The sequence below is a fragment of the Streptomyces sp. DSM 40750 genome (genome assembly GCF_024612035.1).
In the GTDB taxonomy this organism is placed as follows: domain Bacteria; phylum Actinomycetota; class Actinomycetes; order Streptomycetales; family Streptomycetaceae; genus Streptomyces.
Map to the genome: position 1 here is coordinate 5,843,768 of NZ_CP102513.1, position 20,347 is coordinate 5,864,114.

Genomic DNA, 20,347 nt, shown 5'->3' on the forward strand with positions numbered 1-20,347 from the left:
CCAGCAATGGCCGACCAGAACACCCCCGTGACGCCCGAAGAGGGCGGCGAGATCGTCATGCGTGTCGAGCCCGTCGGGCTCGAGACGGAGATGCAGCGCTCGTACCTCGACTACGCGATGTCCGTCATCGTGTCCCGCGCGCTGCCCGACGTACGCGACGGTCTCAAGCCCGTTCACCGCCGCGTCCTGTACGCGATGTACGACGGCGGCTACCGGCCCGAGAAGGGCTTCTACAAGTGCGCCCGTGTCGTCGGCGACGTCATGGGCAACTACCACCCGCACGGCGACTCCTCGATCTACGACGCCCTGGTCCGCCTCGCGCAGCCGTGGTCGATGCGGATGCCGCTGGTGGACTCCAACGGCAACTTCGGCTCTCCGGGCAACGACCCGGCGGCGGCCATGCGCTACACCGAGTGCAAGATGGCGCCGCTGTCGATGGAGATGGTCCGTGACATCGACGAGGAGACCGTCGACTTCACGGACAACTACGACGGCCGCTCCCAGGAGCCGACCGTCCTGCCCGCCCGCTTCCCGAACCTGCTGATCAACGGCTCGGCCGGTATCGCGGTCGGCATGGCGACCAACATCCCGCCGCACAACCTGCGCGAGGTCGCGGCCGGCGCGCAGTGGTACCTGGAGAACCCGGAGGCCTCCCACGAGGAGCTCCTGGACGCGTTGATCGAGCGCATCAAGGGCCCCGACTTCCCGACCGGCGCCCTGGTGGTCGGCCGCAAGGGCATCGAGGAGGCGTACCGCACGGGCCGCGGCTCCATCACGATGCGCGCGGTCGTCGAGGTCGAGGAGATCCAGAACCGCCAGTGCCTGGTGGTCACGGAACTGCCGTACCAGACCAACCCCGACAACCTCGCCCAGAAGATCGCCGACCTGGTGAAGGACGGCAAGATCGGCGGCATCGCGGACGTCCGCGACGAGACGTCGTCCCGTACGGGCCAGCGCCTGGTCATCGTTCTGAAGCGCGACGCCGTCGCCAAGGTCGTGCTGAACAACCTGTACAAGCACACCGATCTGCAGACGAACTTCGGCGCCAACATGCTGGCCCTGGTCGACGGCGTGCCCCGCACGCTCTCCCTGGACGCGTTCATCCGCCACTGGGTGACGCACCAGATCGAGGTCATCGTCCGCCGCACGCGCTTCAGGCTGCGCAAGGCCGAGGAGCGGGCGCACATCCTGCGCGGCCTGCTGAAGGCCCTGGACGCCATCGACGAGGTCATCGCGCTGATCCGGCGCAGCGACACCGTCGACATCGCGCGCACGGGCCTGATGGGCCTCCTGGAGATCGACGAGATCCAGGCCAACGCCATCCTCGAGATGCAGCTGCGGCGTCTGGCCGCCCTGGAGCGCCAGAAGATCCTCCAGGAGCACGCCGAACTCCAGGCGAAGATCAACGAGTACAACGAGATCCTCGCCTCGCCCGTACGTCAGCGCGGGATCGTCAGCGCGGAACTCGCCGCGATCGTCGAGAAGTTCGGCGACGACCGCAAGACGATGCTGGTGCCCTACGACGGTGACATGTCCATCGAGGACCTCATCGCCGAGGAGGACATCGTCGTCACCGTCTCGCGCGGCGGCTACGTCAAGCGGACCAAGGCGGTCGACTACCGGGCGCAGAAGCGCGGCGGCAAGGGCGTGCGCGGCACGAAGCTCAAGGAAGACGACATCGTCGACCACTTCTTCGTGTCCACGACCCACCACTGGCTGCTGTTCTTCACCAACAAGGGCCGCGTCTACCGGGCCAAGGCCTACGAGTTGCCGGACGCCGGACGTGACGCGCGTGGACAGCACGTCGCCAACCTGCTGGCCTTCCAGCCGGATGAGGCGATCGCCGAGATCCTCGCTATCCGCGACTACGAGGCCACGCCCTACCTGGTGCTCGCCACCAAGGGCGGTCTTGTGAAGAAGACGCCTCTGAAGGATTACGATTCGCCCCGTTCCGGCGGTGTCATCGCGATCAACCTCCGTGAGAAGGAGGACGGTTCCGACGATGAACTGATCGGAGCGGAACTCGTATCGGCAGAAGATGACATCCTTCTGATCAGCAAGAAGGCACAGTCGATCCGCTTCACGGCGACGGACGAGGCACTGCGGCCCATGGGCCGTGCCACCTCGGGTGTCAAGGGCATGAGTTTCCGCGAAGGGGACGAGCTGCTCTCGATGAATGTTGTTCGACCCGGTACGTTCGTGTTCACTGCCACAGACGGTGGGTACGCGAAGCGGACCGCCGTCGACGAGTACCGCGTCCAGGGTCGCGGTGGCCTCGGTATCAAGGCCGCCAAGATCGTCGAGGACCGCGGTTCGCTCGTCGGCGCGCTGGTGGTCGAGGAGACCGATGAGATCCTCGCCATCACGCTGTCGGGCGGTGTGATTCGTACGCGAGTCAACGAGATCAGGGAAACCGGCCGTGACACCATGGGCGTCCAACTGATCAACCTGGGCAAGCGCGATGCCGTTGTCGGTATCGCCCGTAACGCCGAGGCGGGGCGCGAGGCGGAGGAGGTCGACGGCGACGACGCCGTGGACGAGACCGCCGAGGGTGTCACGACGACCGGCACGGACGAGGGTGAAGCGCCCTTGTCCGAGTAGCACGAGGAGTGAGTCAGCGTGAGCGGAGCCACGGGCGCCGGGTCGTCCGGTACTTCGGCCGGCACTTCGACCGGGTCGGAAGCGGACGGCGGCGGCCGTGGCTCCGCCGCGCGTGCGATGGACACGCACACGACCCAACTGAAAGCGATCAAGCCGAGCACGACCGACTCGGCCTCGCCCTCGCCCGATGGGCATGCATCCCAGGGGGGAACTGTGACGGACACCCGTGGTCCGCAGACCCAGCCGCCCGCGCCGGGCGGCCCGGCCGCGGCTCCGGGCGGGCCCGGCCGCCAGTCTCCGGCGCAGCCCCAGGCCCAGACCCCGGCCGGTGGCTCCGCGCTCCCCGGGGAGCGGCAGGCGCAGCAGCAGTCGGGGCCGTACCACCCGCCGCAGGCCTACCAGCCGGCTCCGGAGGGTTCGTCCCGCAAGCCGCGCACGGGGGCCCGTACGACGCCTCGTACGCGCAAGGCGCGGCTGCGTGTGGCCAAGGCCGATCCGTGGTCCGTGATGAAGGTCAGCTTCCTGCTCTCCATCGCCCTCGGCATCTGCACGGTCGTCGCGGCCGCGGTGCTGTGGATGGTCATGAACGCGATGGGCGTCTTCTCCACGGTCGGCGCAACCATCTCCGAGGCCACCGGCTCGAACGAGTCCAACGGATTCGACCTTCAGTCGTTCCTGTCGCTGCCCAATGTGCTGATCTTCACCACGATCATCGCGGTCATCGATGTCGTCCTCGCCACCGCCCTCGCCACCCTCGGCGCCTTCATCTACAACCTCTCCGCGGGCTTCGTCGGCGGTATCGAGCTGACGCTCGCCGAGGACGAGTGAGCACGGCGACGACATAGGGGATTGCCTACGGGGACGGCGTAGACGCTGTCCCCTACAGGGTGTCCCAGGGCATCACGGTTCCCCTCCAGGTATCGATTTTGGGACTGCCCACGTCGTGCGCTAATCTTCAGGAGTCAGCGCGCGGGACACACACCGCAGAGCGCGGCGGGGCTATAGCTCAGTTGGTTAGAGCGCATCCCTGATAAGGATGAGGCCACAGGTTCAAATCCTGTTAGCCCCACCAGCATGAAGACCCTCAGCCGATGCCGGTTGAGGGTCTTTGTCGTTCACGGTCGACAGCGAGTCGACACCGATTGGCATCGTCGATGAGTGAGCGGTCGATGAGTGTCGGAGCCGACGGGTGTCGAGCCGCCGAGTAGGGAATGTGCGAAACCCCCGGCTGGGAGGGCCGGGGGTTTCGCGCTCTTCCACGGGCGTCGTACGCAGGATCGCCGCTGTTCGGGTGTCTCTTCCGGTCGGGGATCAGCGCTGGAGGGGCGGGATGGGCTGATCGGCTTGTGGGAGAGGTGCGTCCGGGGCGGAGGCCGGGCCGGTGACCTTCGTGGCGGTGTCCGCGGCCGTATCGAGGGCCGTGCGGTGGCGGCAGGAGGGTGAGGAGCCGTGGGCCTCGGCGCGGATGCGTTGCTTCATCGTGGGGGGCAGGGCCCGGTCGTGGGGCCGGGCCGGGAGGGACATGGCCCGCGTCGTCGTGGGTGCCGTGCAGTTGCGGGTGGTCTCGGTCTGCGGTACCGCGGCGGAGACCGTGGTCGCGGTGAGTCCGAGCGCCGTCCACAGCGCGAGGAAGGCGATGACGATGGCGGTCCACAGCTTCATGACCTTGTTCTGGGCCATGGTCCCTCACTTTCGGGTTGGGCGATTTGCGTACTTTCCTCATGATGTGTATGTGGGCTCCGAAATCGTGGACCGACGCCCGTGGCGCGTTGCTCTTCAGATGAACACCACTCGGATGGGTGCAACGGGCGCGGAAAGTTCCCAGAAGCCGCAGGAAGGGGCGGGAGGGGCGCAAGGGAGGGGTAAGTGTGGAAGTGGTCGGGGCCGGCGAGGTGTGCGAGATGTGATGGGCCTGTGTGATGAACCTGCGATCGGAACAGTGGCGTCCGGTTCTACTGCGCTCTTCCCGGCGGGAGTTGAGGGGCCGACGCAGGTCACCGATCGGTATCGGTCGGTGTGTATAGTCGGGCGCCAGAGGTCCCCTACGTCAAGGAAAGACGAGGTCGCGCGGTGAAGAAGCTTCTCCTGGTCGCACTGGCCGCCATCGGCGGGCTCCTCGTGTACCGCCAGATCCAGGCGGATCGCGCCGAGCAGGATCTGTGGACGGAGGCGACTGACTCCGTGCCCACGGGTTCGTGAACATCGACATCAGTCTCAGAGCAGACCCCGGCCGCGCTCGCGGTCGGGGTTTTGTGTCGCTTGGGCGCATCGTCCCGGATGTGCGGGCCCATTCCGGCGGAACCTGTATTCGCTTTGGCGAACGATGCGCTTGCGATAGCAAAACAGTGGTCTGGTAAAGGCCGTTTTCAGCCGCTCGCCCCTGGGAACATGGGCATCTGCGCGTCCGGCCCGGCAGTATGGGCGCGTTCGGAGCCGCGGCCTCGGCACCGCGACTGCTGGACCACGGCAGCTGGGTCCTCATCCGGGCATCGACTGCCGGGGCTACTTCTGGGCTTCTTCCGGGCTTCGACTTCGGAGCCGCGACTTCGGGTCTACGACGAGGGGTGGCGCGTGATGGGGCGGCGCACGGTCTGGTGGCGAGTTGCGGCAGCCGTGGGAGCGGCCCTGTACATGGCGACGGCGCTGCCCGAATCTGCCGCGGCGGCCGACGCGCCCGCGCCGTACTCCTATGCTGAAGACGCGAGGACGGTCGAGGGCGCGACGAGCAGCACGGGAGCCGTGCGGCTGGCGGCCGGTACGACCTACCGGAGCTCCATCGGGCCGGGCGGCAAGCTCTACTACCGGCTCGATCTCGACGCCGCTACCAACGCGTACGTCTCGGCCACAGCCGTACCCGGGGCGGGGGCGACGGTCGCCTCCGCGGACGGCGTCAGGGTGTCCCTGCAGGACGCCGACGCGCACCGTTGCTCCTACGAGACCGCCCGCTTCGGTCCGACCCGCAGCGCGCACCCCGTCACGGCTTGGGCCTCGCGTGAGATCGGCAGCGACGAGTACATGTGCCAGGGGGCCGGGGTGTACTACGTCGTCGTCGAGCGGGTCGGTCCGGCTGCGGAGGCCGGGGCGGGGTCGACTACGGGCTCGGCTACTGGTTCCGTGTCGGGCTCCCCGTCGCAAGGCTCGTCGGAGGAGTGGGGGCTGGAACTCGGCTTCGTCTCGGAGCCCGCTGTGCGGAAGGGGGGTTCGACGAGTGCCCCTGAGACCTGGAACTCCGCGTCGCCCGAAGGGGTGTCGGGAGACCCCGAGAGTCGCCGTGGCGGTAGCGGCTTCGCCACGGCGAGCCCGGTGGCACAGGGCGTCTGGCAGGACGAGGCCGGGATCAGGGCAGGGCAGACGCTCTTCTACAAGGTGCCTGTCGGCTGGGGGCAGCAACTCTCCGCCACTGCCGAATTGGGCAGCACGACCGGTGGCGACGGGTACGTGGGAAACGCGTTCGTCGTGTCGCTCTACAACCCCGTACGGGGCTTCGTGGACGACAGGACCGCCAACTACGGCGGCGAACAGCGGTCGGCCGCCCTGGACCCGCTCCCACCCGTCGAGTACGAGAACCGTTTCTCCCTCGACGACGAAGTGAGCGGGATGCGGTTCGCGGGCTGGTACTACCTGGCGGTACACCTCGGGACGTCGGTCGCCGACCGGTTCGGTGATGAGCCTCTCGGACTGACTCTGAGGGTGCGGCTGGAGGGCAAGGCCGAGGCCGGGCCGGGGTATCTGGGCATCTCCGAGCCACGCGGCGTCTTCGAGGTCACCGAGGAGGACCGGGAGGCCGCGGAGAGCGGGGCGACGGGGGACACGCTGGACGGTGCGGAGGACAGCGGCGGTGAAGGGGACGAAGGCACTTCCGGCGGCGGGGAGGGCTCCGGGAACTCCACGGGCGCCGGAGACCGGCGTCTCGCCATGACGGTCGTCGCGGCGGGCGGCATCGGCACGGGGAGCCTGCTGGTCCTTGTCCTCGTGGTGTGGACACTCGTGGCGCGCAGGCGGGTGTCGGCCGTTGCGGAGTCGGAGCGGCCGCGGGCGGGCACGGCACCGCGAGGGCGGCATGGGGCGTCTCGGGGGTGGTAGGCAGGCCGACTGAGCTGGGGCAGGTACTGAATGAGCCGGTGGCGGGCACCTGACGAGCTGGTGGTGGGTACTGGCCGATGCATCATCGCCGCCGCAGGGTGACCGATGGGGGTGGCGAGCTGGGGCGACCATGAGACAGCGGACAGGTCAGAGCTGGCTCAGCGCCCAGAACCCCACCGTGAAGCAGGCCAGTGCGAGCAGCAGGACCGGAACGACCACCTTGGCGGGAGGGCCCGGACGGCGCCGCGACAGTGCCCTCGACCGACGTGGAACCTGCGGGGGCCGAGCGGTGTATGAACCAGTAGAGGCGTACGCGTGCTGCTGTACCGCTGCGGTCGGGGCCTGAGAGAGGCCCAGCGGCGGGTGTGGCTGGGGGGAGGGCACATGCGCGGGTTCGGGACGTGGCGCTGGGCCGGCTTGGACGGGCACCGCGGCGGGTGGAGTGGCCTGCTGCTCGGGTTGGTGTTGTGGGTGGCCGAGGCCGGGAGTGTGCTGCTGAGCCGCGTGGCGGGGCGGTGTGTGGGTGGCCAGCACCTGAGGCGGCGGCAGATGGAAGCTGCCGGTGTCCGACATCGTGGACGGCTGCGGCGGTACGGGGTCGCGTTCGGGCCGCGGCGGTACGGCGGCCGGGGGCGACTCGGGCGATATGCGACCCATGCCCGTCGAAGACGCCGATGGCAGGGAGCCGGAATCCTGAGACCACTGCCCAGTGCCGACACCGGTGTTCGGGCCTGTGCCGGAGCCAGAACCGGTGGAGCCGGTCCGGGGCGGGGCGTTGGTGGGCCTGGGCGGCGGCGGTATGGAGCCCGTCTGCGGAGGCTGGGGCACGGAGCCGGTCGGCGGTGCCGGTGGCGCGGTGTCCGTGCCGGGCTGCGACGGCGGGTCCTGGAGCGGCGGGCTGAGCGACGGCGGGTCCTGAGGCGGCGACGGTGTCACGTCTACGCCGGACGGTGAGACGCCTCCCGCGACCGGCTGCGAGACCGACGACGCCGACGAAGACGCGGATGAAGAGGGCGGTGACGCAGCGGACGGTGTGGAGGCGGGCGCCGAGGGAACGGCCGGCACCGGAGGTGATGAAGGGGCGTACCAGCCGGGAGAGTTGGAAGGAGTGGGCGTACCCGGGCTGGGAGTCGGCGAGGACGTGCCGCCGGTGCTCGTACCGGTCTTGTCCAGCCCCGACGCCCTCTGCAGTGGACCTTCGGGGCCGAACCCCTTGGGAAGCGGACCGAGTTGGTCGAAGACCTCCACCAGCTCGTCGTCGGGGCCCGGTTCGGGCAGGAGCTCGGTGGCTGCGGCGAGTGCCTTGCGTGCGCCCGTGGCGGTACGGAAGCGGGAGTTCGGGTCCGGCTGGAGCAGCGTGGCGATGACCTGCCACAGGGGCTCGGGAATGCCCCGCGGGGCTTTCGGTGTGCCGTGGGCGGCGAAGTGCTCGATGAGGGCCTTGGCGTCGGGTTTGGCACCCTCCAGCAGGTAGAGGGCGACGAGGCCCACCGCGAAGAGGTCGGCCGGGAAGTCCGGGTCGGCACCCAGCATCTGCTCGGGGGCGAAGTAACCAGGCGTTCCCACAACGTAGTTGGTCTCGGTCAGCCGGGGCTCGCCCAGCCGCATGGCGATGCCGAAGTCCGACAGTCGCAGGCGGGGCCGGGCCGTGCCGGTGGCCTCCAGCAACACGTTGGCGGGCTTGATGTCGCGGTGGATGACGCCTTCCGCGTGCACGGCGGCGAGGCCGGACAGGAGTTGGTCGAGCAGACCGCAGACGAAGGCGGGCGGCAGGGGGCCGTAGTCGTTGATGAGGTTGACCAGGGAGCCTCCGGCGACCAGGTCCATGGTGAACAGGACCTTGTCGTCATCGGCGGCCCAACTGGCGGGCGCGAGCACATGGGGATGGTCGATCCGCACGGCCTGCTCGCGGACGAAGCGCAGCAGGGCGTGCGCGTCACGCTGTTGCAGGACCTTGGCGGCCACATAGCGGCGGCGGCGGTGATCCCAGGTGCGCCAGACCGCGCCGACTCCCCCGCGCCCGATCGGGTCGACCAGTTCGTACCGGCCGGCGAAGACCTCACCCATGGCTGTGCGTCGTTCCCCCTTCGGCTCCCCCCTTGGCTGCCCGTCGGCGGAGGACACGGCGCTTGCGCCGCCCTCCGCGGAGCCGGCTTGCACGTGCCCGGCTTCCCTCGGAGCTTGCTTTTCGCCCCTGTCCCCCTGCCGTTTCCGTTCCGCTGTCTTCTCGGCTCTCCTGGAGCCTACGTCCACGTCCTGGTGGCTCACGAGGGGCCCGCAAGCCCCTCGCCCCCCTCTTCGGCTTCGGCCCGGTCGCCGAACCCCCTTTCGAGGACCGGGCCTTGGGCTCAGTTCTGGTGGGACTGGTAGTGCGCCACCGCGTCCGAGGTGCGGCCCGCGCCGTACACCCGGAGGAACTCTGCCAGTTCCGGGTGGGTCGGGGCGAGGGTGTCCGCCGCCTCGATGATGTCGCCGGCGGCCGCCACCGAGCGCAGCAGCGACTGGATCTCGCGGACGACCCGCTTGACCGTGGGCGCACCCGAACTCGTCGTCGACTGTGTGGTGTTGCTGAGCACCGAGCCCCCCTGTGACTTCTTGATCTCGTCCATGCGCTCGGTCGCCTCGGCGGCGCTCACGCTGCCGTCAGCGACCTGCCCCGCCAGGTCCTGCAGCAACTGCACCCGCTGGACCACTGCCGGGTTGCCGATCTTGGCACGCTGACCGCTCATCAGCTGCGACAGCATCGGTGCGGACAGGCCCAGAACCCCCGCGAGACGGGCCTGGTTGAGCCCCAGGTCCTCGATGAGCCTACGGAAGAGCGCCCCCAACGGCTCTCCGTACCAGTTCCGCTGCAGCTCCCGGGCTCTTGCGGTCGCTTCCTGCTGTGCGGCGTCCATTGCGTCTCCCCATCGCTTCCCCAAATACCGTGGTTCGCTGTAGCGAACCACGACGAGCATCTTACGGAGAGTGGTCGTCCACGGGGACCCCCAATCTTTTTGCGAGATCCCGGGGGTGACCCGGTACTCTGGTCTGCGAAGCCTCCCGGTGGTCGGTTCTTCCGGGTGGACGCTTCCCTTCCGGGGCCTTAGCTCAGTTGGTAGAGCGCTGTCTTTGCATGGCAGATGTCAGGGGTTCGACTCCCCTAGGCTCCACAGCGGATTGACCGGGCCGGATGTCGTAGGACATCCGGCCCGGTCTTTTTTCTTCCCTCCGGGGCCCTGGGGCGCCCATGGCGTTCGGGACGGTCTCGTCGCGATCGCTATCTGTGCACTCCGTGAGGAGATGGCCGTTGGTGCGGGGAGACGGGCGGTGGCACGTGTCGACGTGCGCACATGCGAAACCAGTGCTCTGGATCACAGAGGTGGGCGGCGAAATATGCACGTCACCCTTCGCAATCGGATCGATACATTCCGGTCACTGTGCTTCCGTGGCGCTGGGGAGGGTGGGCGTTTCACGTGAAACAGCCCTGCGGGGCAGGAGACTTGAAGGCCTCCTGCCCCGCAGGGCTGTGAAAGGTGCCCGCACGAACGCGCCCTCGGGCAAAGAACAAGCCCGCAAGGATCGTGCTCTGGAGCGACAGCAGCTCGGAGGGAGTGTCCTCGGCTGCCGTTCTCAGCCGCGGTTGTCGCGGTCGGCGGCCTCCTCCTCAGCCTGCTTGGCTTGAACCTCGGGGTCGAGGACGGACTGGCCGCTGCCGTCGACGGAGGACAGGTGGCCAGGCTCGGAGACCTCGGTGGCGGCGGGGGGCTCGACCAGCCAGTCGGGGTTGGCCTGCTTGTCCCACCACTTCCAGGCGGCGAAGGCGCCGCCCGCCAGGGCGCCCAGGACAGCCAGGCCCTTGGCTGCGCGGCCGAGCCTCGCACGGCGCTGCTGCCTGCGGACCAGCTTCTGGATCTGCTGGGGCGAGACCTGTCCGCGCAGCGCAGCCAGCGCCGCGACGCTGCGGGCGGTGGCCTCCTCTCGGACGGGGCCGGCGACGGCCACGGCCTGTTCGATGCGTGGACGGGAGTAGTCGGCGGCCTGGCGGGCCGCCTTGCGGGTACGGACGGCGGCTGTATGGGCCGCGTGGTCGACCTTCGGCGGTACATGCGTGCGGGCCTGCTCAAGACGCGGGACGACATGGGCGCCGTACTGGACGCGTGCCTGTTCCGCAGCCTGCGACACCTTCGGCGCGAGTCGTACGCGTGCCTCATGCGCGTAGTGCGAGGCCTTGTCCTTGGCCGTGTCGGCGTAGGGCGCCACCACTTCCGCGGCGTGCAGCACGCTGTCCTTCGCCGAGCCGGTCGCGGCGCGCACGCTGTCGATGCGGGTCACGGGATCCTCCTCCTCGGTGGCGTACGGTAATTCGACTTTCCACCCTTTTGGGGATCATGCCTCCCGGAGCGCTCCGGGGCATGTGCGGGCGGGCATCCGGGTCATGGGCGCCGACTCCGGCTGATCATCGAGCAAGAGCCGCTCATGAACCGATCACGTGCAATTGGGGATGAACACGGGGCAACGGGAAGTTGTCCACGCCAGTGCCGACAATGCCACGGATCGCCGCGAAGCGCGCCGGTACCGGGGGGACTCGACCCGTTTTCCGCGCACCCGCAGGACAAGAGCGTGGGCCTCGGGGGACGGACGGCGTCGTCCGTGCGAGGATCGGGGGAGTCACAGAGGACAACGGAAGGCAGATCGTGGCTGAGCAGCTGTACGCCACCCTGAAGACCAACCACGGCGACATCGAGGTGCGGCTGCTGCCGAACCACGCGCCCAAGACGGTCCGTAACTTCGTCGAGCTCGCCCAGGGCGAGCGTGAGTGGACCAACCCGGCCACCGGCCAGAAGTCCACGGACAAGCTCTACGACGGCACGGTCTTCCACCGGGTGATCAGTGGATTCATGATTCAGGGCGGTGACCCGCTGGGCAACGGCACCGGTGGTCCCGGCTACCAGTTCGCGGACGAGTTCCACCCGGACCTCGCCTTCGACAAGCCCTACCTGCTGGCCATGGCCAATGCCGGCCCGGGTACCAACGGCTCGCAGTTCTTCATCACCGTCTCCCCGACGGCGTGGCTGAACCGCAAGCACACCATCTTCGGTGAGGTCGTCGACGCGGCCAGCCAGAAGATCGTGGACGCCATCGCCGGCGCCCAGACCAACCCGCGCACCGACCGCCCGGTCAACGACGTCGTCATCGAGTCGGTCGTCATCGAGACCCGCCAGGGCTGAGGTCACCGGGGTTCACCGCCAGGGCCGAGCATGTCGGGTTCGCCGCGAGGCCGGATCCGAAAGGTTCACAAGGTCCCGAAGGGAACCAATCGCCCCGCTCATCCGTAAGGATGGGCGGGGCCGATGCGTTCCACACACGAGACGGAGGGACCCCATGGACCAGGTGCCGAGCAGCTCGCAGGACGCGCAGAGCCTGCCCACCTGCTACCGGCACCCGGACCGCGAGACGGGTGTCCGCTGCACCCGTTGCGAGCGCCCCATCTGCCCCGAGTGCATGGTGAGCGCCTCCGTCGGCTTCCAGTGCCCCGAATGCGTCCGCAGCGGCTCCGGCACGGGCCACGCGCCCTCCGCCTCCGCCCCGCGCACCCTCGCGGGCGGCGCGGTCGCCGCCGATCCCCGGCTCCTCACCAAGATCCTGGTCGGCGTGAATCTGCTGCTTTTCCTGGTGCAGATGTCGGCGGGCGACCGTTTCACCGACCGGTTCGACCTCATCGGGCGTGCCTGGGTCCCGGAACTGGGCTCCTCGCTCCAGGGTGTGGCCGAGGGACAGTGGTACCGGCTGCTGACGTCGATGTTCCTGCACGGCAGCGTCACGCACATCCTGTTCAACATGCTGAGCCTGTGGTGGATCGGCGGCCCGCTGGAGGCTGCCCTCGGCCGAGCCCGCTATCTGGCGCTCTACTTCGTCTCGGGTCTCGCGGGCAGCGCGCTCACCTATCTCCTCGCCGAACCGAACCAGGCGTCCCTCGGCGCCTCCGGCGCCGTCTTCGGCCTCTTCGGTGCGACCGGCGTCCTCATGCGCCGGCTCAAGTACGACATGCGCCCGCTGATCATCCTGCTGGTGATCAACCTGATCTTCACCTTCAGCCCGATGTTCAACATCTCCTGGGAGGCCCACGTCGGCGGCCTCGTCGGCGGAGTCCTGATCGGCTACGCGATGGTGCACGCGCCGCGCGAGCGCCGGGCGCTGATCCAGTACGGCGTTTGCGCCCTGGTACTGGCCGCCGTGGTGGTCATGGCACTGGTCAGGACCACCCAGCTGACCTGAGGTGACGGGAGGTCGGCACCGGCCCGGCACCGTTACAGCACTGTTGTCCACAGACCGTGGCGGATCTTGTGCATAGCGTGCGGGAACAGGCGTGCCCCCTGTCGCTCACCGACGTTTTCGCAGGTCAGACAGGGGGCGAACATGTTTGCGGAAGTCGGTAGGTCAGTCATACCGGCGTCAACGTCCAGTGAGTTATCCACAGATCGTCGTTCTTTTTCCCCACTGTGGAAAACACCTGTGGATAACTCGGTGGATAGCTCTGGGCAGAGTTACTTCCACCGAGCGGAGACCGCTACTTCCACTGGGTCGAGACGCCGAATCCCGCGGCGATGAAGCCGAAGCCGACCACGATGTTCCAGTTGCCGAGCGAGTCGATGGGCAGGGAGCCGTCGGTCACATAGAAGACGACGATCCAGGCGAGGCCGATGAGGAACATGGCCAGCATGACGGGTGCCACCCAGCCGCGGCTGTTCAGCTTGATAGCCGTGGCCTGCTTGGACGGCGGCGGCGTGTAGTCGGCCTTCTTGCGGATACGTGACTTCGGCACGAGGGTCTCTCCTGTCGATGCGCTGCGTGGCCGCGCAGGGAACTGTGGCGGGCTCCGGGGCAGCGTACAAGGGGACACTGAATGCTCCCCCGGCCGTCCGTTAGCGTAGTGCTTCCGCGGCGCCTAAGGAGATAAGGGTACGTTGAGCAATTCAGCCGACTCACCCCAGGCTGGTTCCGGCACCTCCCCGGAGGCCGGTTCCGTCGGCTCCTCCGGGACGGGCCCCGATCCCGCCGCCCGAGACGGCGACGCCTCCTCCCGAGGCGGTTTCCGACCCGTGCGCGTGCTCACCGTCGGGGTTTTCGCTCTCGCCGGGCTGATCTTCTTCACCAGCTTCGACACCGCCAAGGGCACCAACATCCGCACGGACGCCTCGCTGCTGAAGCTCTCCGACCTGATCCAGGAGCGCAGCCACAAGAACGGGCAGCTCGACGAGTCCAACGCCGTGCTCCGGGACGCCGTCGAGGCCCTCGCCGAGCGGGACGACGGCAGCACCAAGGCCGAGGACGCCCGGCTCAAGGGACTGGAGAAGAACGCCGGCACCCAGAAGCTCAAGGGCGAGGCCCTCACGGTCACTCTCAACGACGCCCCGCCGGACGCCACCGCCAAGCTCCCCGGCTACCCCGAGCCGCAGCCCGACTACCTGGTCATCCACCAGCAGGACCTGCAGGCCGTGGTGAACGCCCTGTGGCTGGGCGGCGCCGAGGGCATCAAGGTCATGGACCAGCGGCTGATCTCCACCAGCGCCGTGCGCTGCGTCGGAAACACCCTGATCCTCCAGGGCCGCGTCTACTCGCCCCCGTACAAGATTCAGGCGGTCGGTGACCCGGAGAAGCTCCAGAAGGCGCTCGCCGCGTCCGAGGCGATCCAGAACTACATGGTCTACGTCAACGTCTACGGGCTGGGCTGGAAAGTCACCGAGGACGGGCCGGTGACTCTTCCCGGCTACTCGGGCACAGTGGATCTGAAGTACGCGAAGCCCGTGGAGTAACGGCAGCCGGGGGACCCGTGTCGGTGCGCGTGATCGTGAGGACCGTCAGCGAACTCTGCATCACCGTCGGCGCCCTGATCGTCCTCTTCGTCGTCTACGTACTGTTCTGGACCGGTGTGAAGGCCGACACCGAGATGGACCACCAGGTCGACCTGCTCCAGGACCAGTGGGCGAAGCAACCGGTGAAACCGGCATCCGGCCCCGGCGCCTCGGCGGCTCCGGAGCCGCCCGCGCCGTACAAGGACGCCAAGCCCTTCGCCCTCATGTACATCCCGCGTCTTGGTTTCACGTGGAACAAGCCCGTCCTTGAGGGCACGAAGACGGACACTCTCAAGAAAGGGCTCGGGCACTACGCGAACACCGCTCAGCTGGGACAGAAGGGAAACTTCGCGGTCGCCGGGCATCGCCGCACCTACGGCGATCCCTTCAAAGATTTCCCCAAGCTGCGCCCCGGTGACGCGGTGGTCCTGACCGACGGCGCGGACTGGTTCACGTATGTCATAGACAAGGGGCCCTATCGGACATTGCCCACGGACGTCCAGGTCATCGACCCCGTGCCGACGAAGTCGGGGTACACGCGCGCGGGGCGCTATCTGACGCTGACGACGTGCGACCCGGAGTGGGGACACAGCCATCGGCTCATCGTCTGGGGCCATCTGGAATCCACACAGCCTGTGGAGGCCGGGAAACCGGAGGCACTACGCCGTTAGTCTGGTGGCGGTACGGCGTGATTCAGGTGCCGTGGTGCGAGGGAAGGGACGGCATGTACGGCTGGATCTGGCGACATCTGCCGGGCAACGTGTGGCTGAAGGCGCTGTTTTCGATCGTGCTGACCCTGGCCGTGGTCTATGTCCTCTTCCAATACGTCTTTCCCTGGGCGGAGCCCCTGCTGCCCTTCAACGATGTGACGGTGAACGACCAGTGAGTGCCGCCCGACCCACCCGCGTCCTCGTCGTCGACAACTACGACAGCTTCGTCTTCAACCTGGTCCAGTACCTGTACCAGCTGGGCGCCGAGTGCGAGGTGCTGCGCAACGACGAGGTGGCGACCGCACACGCCCAGGACGGCTTCGACGGCGTTCTCCTGTCCCCCGGACCGGGCACCCCCGAGGAGGCCGGCGTCTGCGTCGACATGGTGCGCCACTGCGCCGCGACCGGCGTCCCCGTCTTCGGCGTCTGCCTCGGCATGCAGTCCATGCAGGTGGCGTACGGCGGTGTCGTGGACCGTGCGCCCGAACTGCTGCACGGCAAGACGTCGCTGGTGGAGCACGAGGGCAAGGGTGTCTTCGCGGGACTGCCCACCCCCTTCACCGCGACCCGCTACCACTCGCTGGCCGCCGAGCCGGCGACCGTGCCGGCCGAACTGGAGGTCACGGCGCGCACCCATGACGGCATCATCATGGGCCTCAGGCATCGTGAACTGCCTGTCGAAGGCGTGCAGTTCCACCCCGAGTCGGTGCTCACCGAGCACGGGCACCGCATGCTCGCCAACTGGCTGGCGGAATGCGGGGACCAAGGGGCCGTGGCGAGGTCGACGGGGCTCGCCCCCGTGGTGGGCAGGGCCACGGCGTGACGGCCCTGCGCCCCGAGCGCGAGAGTGCCCCCTACAGCGGCGAGGCCGCGTACGGGGGCGCCGAGTCGTTCGAGGCGGAGGCCTTCCAGCCCGGGGTGCCGTTCCCCGACGCGGTCGAGCCCCAGCGGCAGTGGGCCGCCCAGCAGCAGGTCCCGCAGTACGTCCAGGGTGACTGGTCCGGGCAGCAACAGCCGTACGCGGACCCCTCATTCGGGCCGTACGAGGGCTACGAGACGCGGCCCCAAGCCCCGTACGACGGTTTGTACGAGTCCTACGAATCGACGACCGTCCACGAACATCCCTCGACCGGCATCGCTCAGGAGCACCCTCCGATCGACGAGGAGACCGTGGCGCTCCGGGTGGAGGAGGCGCGGCGCATAGCGGCGGCGGCCGAGCCGATACCGGCTCCGCCCGCTCCCGGAGGCCGTGCGGCCCGCCGTAAGGCCGTGAGACGGCACGGGAGGCACGGAGGCTCCCCGGGCGCCCAAGCGGGCTCCGGAGCCGCTCAGGGGCCCGAGGAGGCCTTAGAGGCGGCCGGGCAGGCGCCGCCCCGCTCCCGGGTCGAGGCGCGGCGGGCGGCGCGGGCGCGGAAGCCCAGCGCGGGAGTGATCGCGAGCCGGGCCATCGGCGAGGTGTTCATCACCACCGGTGTCGTGATGCTGCTGTTCGTCACGTACCAGCTCTGGTGGTCGAACATCCGGGCCCACCAGCAGGCGGGCAGAGAGGCGACGAGCCTCCAGGAGGAGTGGAAGAACGGCAAGCGCGCGCCGGGTGCGTTCGAACCGGGGCAGGGCTTCGCCATCCTGCACATTCCCCAGCTGGACGTCGTCGTGCCGATCGCCGAGGGCATCAACAAGTCGAAGGTCCTGGACCGGGGAATGGTCGGGCACTACGACGAGAACAGCATCAAGACGGCGATGCCCGGGGACAAGACGGGCAACTTCGGTGTCGCGGGCCACCGCAACACCCATGGCGAACCGTTCCGGTACATCAACCGGCTCAAGCCCGGCGCCCCGATCGTCGTGGAGACACAGGACACGTACTACGTCTACCACATGGCTTCGATCCTCCCGGTGACGCCGCCGTCGAATGTGAGCGTGCTCGAGCCCGTCCCTCCGGGGTCGGGCTTCACCGAGCCGGGCCGCTACATCACGCTGACCACGTGCACGCCGGAGTTCACGAGCAAGTACCGCATGATCGTGTGGGGCAAGATGGTGGAGGAACGGCCGCGCAGCGAGGGGAAGCCCGACGCGCTCGTCCAGTAGGGGCTCGACCAAGGGCGGAAGAACTGTGGCAGTGACCACCGACGACACCGAAGAGAAGACGGGCGCGCCCGAGACCGCGCCGCGGCGCCGCGGTATGGGCCGGATCGCCATGGCGGTCAGTGTCTTCGGTGAACTCCTCATCACGGCGGGCCTGGTGCTCGGACTGTTCGTCGTCTACTCGCTGTGGTGGACGAACGTCCTGGCCGACCGCGAGGCGGACAAGGAAGCGGACAAGGTTCGCGACAACTGGGCGTCGGCCGACGACAGCCCGGGGGCCCTGGACATCAAGGACGGCATCGGCTTCCTGCACGTCCCCGCCATGAGGAACGGCGAGGTCCTGGTGAAGAAGGGCACCTCCACCAAGATCCTCAACGGCGGCGTCGCCGGCTACTACATCAACCCCGTCAAGGCGACCCTCCCCAGCTCCGACAAGGACGGCAACTTCACCCTTGCCGCCCACCGCGACGGCCACGGCGCCAAGTTCCACAACATCGACAAGCTCAAGAAGGGCGACTCGATCGTCTTCGAGACCCGCGAGAACTGGTACGTCTACAAGGTCTACGACACCCTCACCGAGACCTCGAAGTACAACGTCAAGGTCCTGTCGAACATCCCCAAGGAGTCCGGCAAGACGAAGGCCGGCAAGTACATCACCCTCACCACCTGCACGCCTGTCTACACCTCCCGGTACCGGTACATCGTGTGGGGCGAGCTGGAGCGGGTGGAGCGGGTGAACGCGGAGCGCACGCTGCCGAAGGAGCTGCGTTAGCGACGCCGAGAACTACTTGCTCGTAGGGGACGTTTCACGTGAAACATTCACTTTCGCATGAAACGTCGCGAGCACGAAGGAGCCCCGGCACCCTCCCTTGAAGGGGGTGCCGGGGCTCCTTCGTCGTGCGGGACGAGGCGGTGGATCAGGCCTCGTCATGCATGGGAACCGGTGGCGCTATCCGAAGATGCCGCCGTCGTTCCCGCCATTGTTGTTGTTGCCGTTGCCGCCGAAGCCCACCGAGGCGAGGGTGATCGTCGTCTGGGCCGGGTCGGCTTCGTTGCCGCCGTCCGGGTCCTGGTCGGTGACGAGCGCGGTGTCGCTCTGGTCGCTGCCGTTGGCGAACTGGATGTTGGTGAAGCCGGCGGCCTGCAGGGTCTGCTTGGCCTGGCCCACCGTCTGGCCGACGACGTTCGGGACCTCGGACTCCTGCTCCTCGGCCTCCTTGCCGATCTGGATGGTGACCGTGTCGCCCTTGTCGAGCTCGGTGCCCTGCTCCGGGTTGGTCGCGATGACCTTCCCGACGAGGTTGTCGTCCTCGGTCTCGACCTCGGTGCAGGTGCCGACGAGGTCGTTGGCCTGCATCTGGGCCACGGCCTGGTCGCAGCTCTTTCCGGCGACATCCGGCACGGTGGCCTTCTCCGGCGCCTTGGCGACCGTCAGGGTGACCGTGGAGCCCTTTTCGATCTTGGTGCCGACGGGATCCTGGTCGATGACGACGTTGGGCGTGCGGTCGGACTCCTCGGTCTTCTTGTCGACCTCGAAGCCCTTGTCCTCCAACTGGGACTGTGCCGCGTCGAAGTCAAGGCCCTTCACGTCGGGAACCGTGATCTTCGGAGCACCCGTCGAGATCACCAGGGCGACGGTCTCACCCTCCTTGATCTCGGTGTCGGCGGCCGGGGTCTGCTTGCAGACGTTGCCGGTTTTCTGGTCCTCGCACTCGTCCTTGGTGGTCGTCACCTTGAGGTCGACGTTGATGGCCGCCTTCTTGGCGTCGGCCTCGGTCTGGCCGATGAAGTTCGGCGTCTTGAGGGTGTCGTTGCCGGCCTCATTGCCCGCGAACATCCACTGGCCGATGAGGATCGCGCCGACCAGTACCAGCACACCCGCGACGACCAGCAGGATCGTCGAGGTGTTGTTCTTCTTCTGCTGGCGGCGGCGGCCCTGACGGTCGTCGTAGCCGTAACCGTCGTCCGGGCCGACCGGGGGCAGCATCGTCGTGGCACCGGCGTCGGCGCGCAGAGCGGTGGTCGGCTGGTCGTCGGGGTAGCCGCCGTAGCCGACGGAACCCATGGCCGCCGTGGCCGCTACGGGCTGGCCGTCGAGACAGGCCTCGATGTCGGCGCGCATCTCGTCGGCGGACTGGTACCGGTAGTCCGGGTCCTTGACCAGGGCACGCAGGACGATGGCGTCCATCTCCGGCGTGATCTCCGGATCGAAGACGCTCGGGGGCTGCGGCTCCTCCCGCACGTGCTGATAGGCGACCGCCACGGGGGAGTCGCCGATGAACGGCGGACGGACCGTCAGCAGCTCGTAGAGCAGACAGCCCGTCGAGTACAGGTCGGAACGGGCGTCCACCTGCTCACCCTTGGCCTGCTCCGGGGAGAGGTACTGGGCGGTGCCGATGACCGCGGACGTCTGCGTCATGGTCATACCGGAGTCGCCCATGGCACGGGCGATGCCGAAGTCCATGACCTTGACCTGGCCGTTGCGCGTCAGCATGACGTTGGCCGGCTTGATGTCGCGGTGGACGATCTGGTTGCGGTGGGCGTACTCCAGTCCCTGGAGGATGCCGATGGTCATCTCCATGGCCCGCTCCGGCAGCAGCTTGCGGCCGCTGTGGAGAAGCTCACGGAGGGTCGAGCCCTCGACGTACTCCATGACGATGTACGGGATCGAGACCCCGTCGATGTAGTCCTCGCCCGTGTCGTAGACCGCCACGATCGCGGGGTGGTTGAGCGAGGCGGCCGACTGGGCCTCTCGGCGGAACCGGGCCTGGAAGGTGGGGTCGCGCGCGAGGTCCGCTCGCAGCGTCTTCACCGCCACGGTGCGGCCGAGGCGGGTGTCCATCGCGAGGTAGACCTCCGCCATGCCACCACGGCCGAGCACCTGGCCCAGCTCGTACCGGCCGCCGAGGCGACGCGGCTCTTCCATAGCTTCCTACCAGCCCTCTCCGTCGGTCCCGACCGCACCCATGTGCGGTCCGGCGGCTGTGCTCCGGGCATACGGTACCCGGCTCGCCTTCTGTGACCTGGCCAACC

At 68.3% G+C, this 20,347-nt stretch carries 18 protein-coding genes and 2 tRNA genes; 14 read left to right on the forward strand and 6 right to left on the reverse strand.

All coding sequences use genetic code 11. The features are described from left to right. Positions 1–6 precede the first annotated feature (6 nt). From gyrA to JIX55_RS26150, 3 genes are all read left to right on the forward strand, one after another. Positions 7–2,601 (forward strand): DNA gyrase subunit A, encoded by a 2,595-nt coding sequence (gene gyrA, locus JIX55_RS26140; protein WP_257565706.1) that lies wholly within the window; start codon positions 7–9, stop codon positions 2,599–2,601. An 18-nt stretch (positions 2,602–2,619) separates the two neighbouring features. After that, the gene (locus JIX55_RS26145; protein ID WP_257565707.1) at positions 2,620–3,429 is read left to right on the forward strand and encodes a DUF3566 domain-containing protein; all 810 of its coding nucleotides are present in this window, start codon (positions 2,620–2,622) and stop codon (positions 3,427–3,429) included. 167 nt (positions 3,430–3,596) lie between these two features. After that, positions 3,597–3,673: transfer RNA gene (locus tag JIX55_RS26150), tRNA-Ile, on the forward strand. A 239-nt stretch (positions 3,674–3,912) separates the two neighbouring features. Here JIX55_RS26150 and JIX55_RS26155 read toward each other — a convergent pair. Beyond that, positions 3,913–4,281 carry a DUF6344 domain-containing protein gene (locus JIX55_RS26155; RefSeq protein WP_257565708.1) on the reverse strand — a complete coding sequence of 123 codons (369 nt, stop codon included), beginning with the start codon at positions 4,279–4,281 and terminating at the stop codon, positions 3,913–3,915. Between the two features lie 390 nt (positions 4,282–4,671). On the opposite strand from JIX55_RS26155, the gene JIX55_RS26160 reads away from it, so the two are divergent. After that, positions 4,672–4,800: a DLW-39 family protein gene (locus JIX55_RS26160; protein ID WP_003999697.1), complete on the forward strand. Its 129-nt coding sequence runs from the start codon at positions 4,672–4,674 to the stop codon at positions 4,798–4,800. Between the two features lie 432 nt (positions 4,801–5,232). Further along, the gene (locus JIX55_RS26165) at positions 5,233–6,684 is read left to right on the forward strand and encodes a hypothetical protein (RefSeq protein WP_257565709.1); all 1,452 of its coding nucleotides are present in this window, start codon (positions 5,233–5,235) and stop codon (positions 6,682–6,684) included. Positions 6,685–6,831: 147 nt separating this feature from the next. Here the strand turns inward: JIX55_RS26165 and JIX55_RS26170 are convergent, their stop codons facing one another. After that, positions 6,832–8,751 carry a serine/threonine-protein kinase gene (locus JIX55_RS26170; protein ID WP_257565710.1) on the reverse strand — a complete coding sequence of 640 codons (1,920 nt, stop codon included), beginning with the start codon at positions 8,749–8,751 and terminating at the stop codon, positions 6,832–6,834. Between the two features lie 281 nt (positions 8,752–9,032). Next, entirely contained in the window at positions 9,033–9,581 is a 549-nt protein-coding gene (locus JIX55_RS26175; protein ID WP_033530590.1) for a helix-turn-helix domain-containing protein, read from the reverse strand. Between the two features lie 182 nt (positions 9,582–9,763). On the opposite strand from JIX55_RS26175, the gene JIX55_RS26180 reads away from it, so the two are divergent. Next, positions 9,764–9,836, forward strand: a tRNA-Ala gene (locus JIX55_RS26180). Between the two features lie 460 nt (positions 9,837–10,296). Here JIX55_RS26180 and JIX55_RS26185 read toward each other — a convergent pair. After that, complete coding sequence (locus tag JIX55_RS26185) at positions 10,297–10,998, reverse strand: DUF5324 family protein (protein WP_257565711.1); 702 nt, start codon at positions 10,996–10,998, stop codon at positions 10,297–10,299. Between the two features lie 362 nt (positions 10,999–11,360). Here JIX55_RS26185 and JIX55_RS26190 point away from each other — a divergent pair, with 362 nt between their 5' ends. After that, entirely contained in the window at positions 11,361–11,894 is a 534-nt protein-coding gene (locus tag JIX55_RS26190) for a peptidylprolyl isomerase (protein WP_257565712.1), read from the forward strand. A gap of 154 nt (positions 11,895–12,048) precedes the next feature. After that, positions 12,049–12,942, forward strand: a complete 894-nt coding sequence (locus JIX55_RS26195; RefSeq protein WP_257565713.1) for a rhomboid family intramembrane serine protease — start codon at positions 12,049–12,051, stop codon at positions 12,940–12,942. A gap of 292 nt (positions 12,943–13,234) precedes the next feature. Here the strand turns inward: JIX55_RS26195 and crgA are convergent, their stop codons facing one another. Further along, positions 13,235–13,489 (reverse strand): cell division protein CrgA, encoded by a 255-nt coding sequence (gene crgA, locus JIX55_RS26200; protein ID WP_257543214.1) that lies wholly within the window; start codon positions 13,487–13,489, stop codon positions 13,235–13,237. A gap of 142 nt (positions 13,490–13,631) precedes the next feature. On the opposite strand from crgA, the gene JIX55_RS26205 reads away from it, so the two are divergent. The 6 genes from JIX55_RS26205 to JIX55_RS26230 are packed head-to-tail and all read left to right on the forward strand — an operon-like array spanning position 13,632 to position 18,086. Next, positions 13,632–14,480 carry a DUF881 domain-containing protein gene (locus JIX55_RS26205; RefSeq protein ID WP_257565714.1) on the forward strand — a complete coding sequence of 283 codons (849 nt, stop codon included), beginning with the start codon at positions 13,632–13,634 and terminating at the stop codon, positions 14,478–14,480. Positions 14,481–14,497: 17 nt separating this feature from the next. Next, on the forward strand, positions 14,498–15,190 hold the full coding sequence (locus tag JIX55_RS26210; protein ID WP_257565715.1) for a class E sortase: 693 nt from the start codon (positions 14,498–14,500) through the stop codon (positions 15,188–15,190). A gap of 53 nt (positions 15,191–15,243) precedes the next feature. Next, a complete protein-coding gene (locus tag JIX55_RS26215) occupies positions 15,244–15,405 on the forward strand; it encodes a hypothetical protein (protein WP_257565716.1) in 162 nt (53 codons plus the stop codon). Beyond that, the gene (locus JIX55_RS26220) at positions 15,402–16,052 is read left to right on the forward strand and encodes an aminodeoxychorismate/anthranilate synthase component II (RefSeq protein WP_257565717.1); all 651 of its coding nucleotides are present in this window, start codon (positions 15,402–15,404) and stop codon (positions 16,050–16,052) included. The genes JIX55_RS26215 and JIX55_RS26220 overlap by 4 nt, the downstream gene beginning before the upstream one ends. Next, positions 16,049–17,317 (forward strand): class E sortase, encoded by a 1,269-nt coding sequence (locus JIX55_RS26225; protein WP_257565718.1) that lies wholly within the window; start codon positions 16,049–16,051, stop codon positions 17,315–17,317. The genes JIX55_RS26220 and JIX55_RS26225 overlap by 4 nt, the downstream gene beginning before the upstream one ends. A 25-nt stretch (positions 17,318–17,342) precedes the next feature. Further along, the gene (locus JIX55_RS26230; protein ID WP_257565719.1) at positions 17,343–18,086 is read left to right on the forward strand and encodes a class E sortase; all 744 of its coding nucleotides are present in this window, start codon (positions 17,343–17,345) and stop codon (positions 18,084–18,086) included. Positions 18,087–18,263: 177 nt separating this feature from the next. Here the strand turns inward: JIX55_RS26230 and pknB are convergent, their stop codons facing one another. Beyond that, positions 18,264–20,240, reverse strand: a complete 1,977-nt coding sequence (gene pknB, locus JIX55_RS26235) for a Stk1 family PASTA domain-containing Ser/Thr kinase (protein WP_257565720.1) — start codon at positions 20,238–20,240, stop codon at positions 18,264–18,266. Positions 20,241–20,347 lie beyond the last annotated feature (107 nt).

What these genes read in the sequence shown, in the direction of transcription:
- JIX55_RS26195 (WP_257565713.1), top strand. Translation starts at nt 12,049, where the DNA reads ATGGACCAGGTGCCGAGCAGCTCGCAGGACGCGCAGAGCCTGCCCACC.
- pknB (WP_257565720.1), bottom strand. Translation starts at nt 20,240, where the DNA reads ATGGAAGAGCCGCGTCGCCTCGGCGGCCGGTACGAGCTGGGCCAGGTG.
- JIX55_RS26155 (WP_257565708.1), bottom strand. Translation starts at nt 4,281, where the DNA reads ATGGCCCAGAACAAGGTCATGAAGCTGTGGACCGCCATCGTCATCGCC.
- JIX55_RS26170 (WP_257565710.1), bottom strand. Translation starts at nt 8,751, where the DNA reads ATGGGTGAGGTCTTCGCCGGCCGGTACGAACTGGTCGACCCGATCGGG.
- JIX55_RS26175 (WP_033530590.1), bottom strand. Translation starts at nt 9,581, where the DNA reads ATGGACGCCGCACAGCAGGAAGCGACCGCAAGAGCCCGGGAGCTGCAG.
- gyrA (WP_257565706.1), top strand. Translation starts at nt 7, where the DNA reads ATGGCCGACCAGAACACCCCCGTGACGCCCGAAGAGGGCGGCGAGATC.
- JIX55_RS26215 (WP_257565716.1), top strand. Translation starts at nt 15,244, where the DNA reads ATGTACGGCTGGATCTGGCGACATCTGCCGGGCAACGTGTGGCTGAAG.
- JIX55_RS26165 (WP_257565709.1), top strand. Translation starts at nt 5,233, where the DNA reads ATGGCGACGGCGCTGCCCGAATCTGCCGCGGCGGCCGACGCGCCCGCG.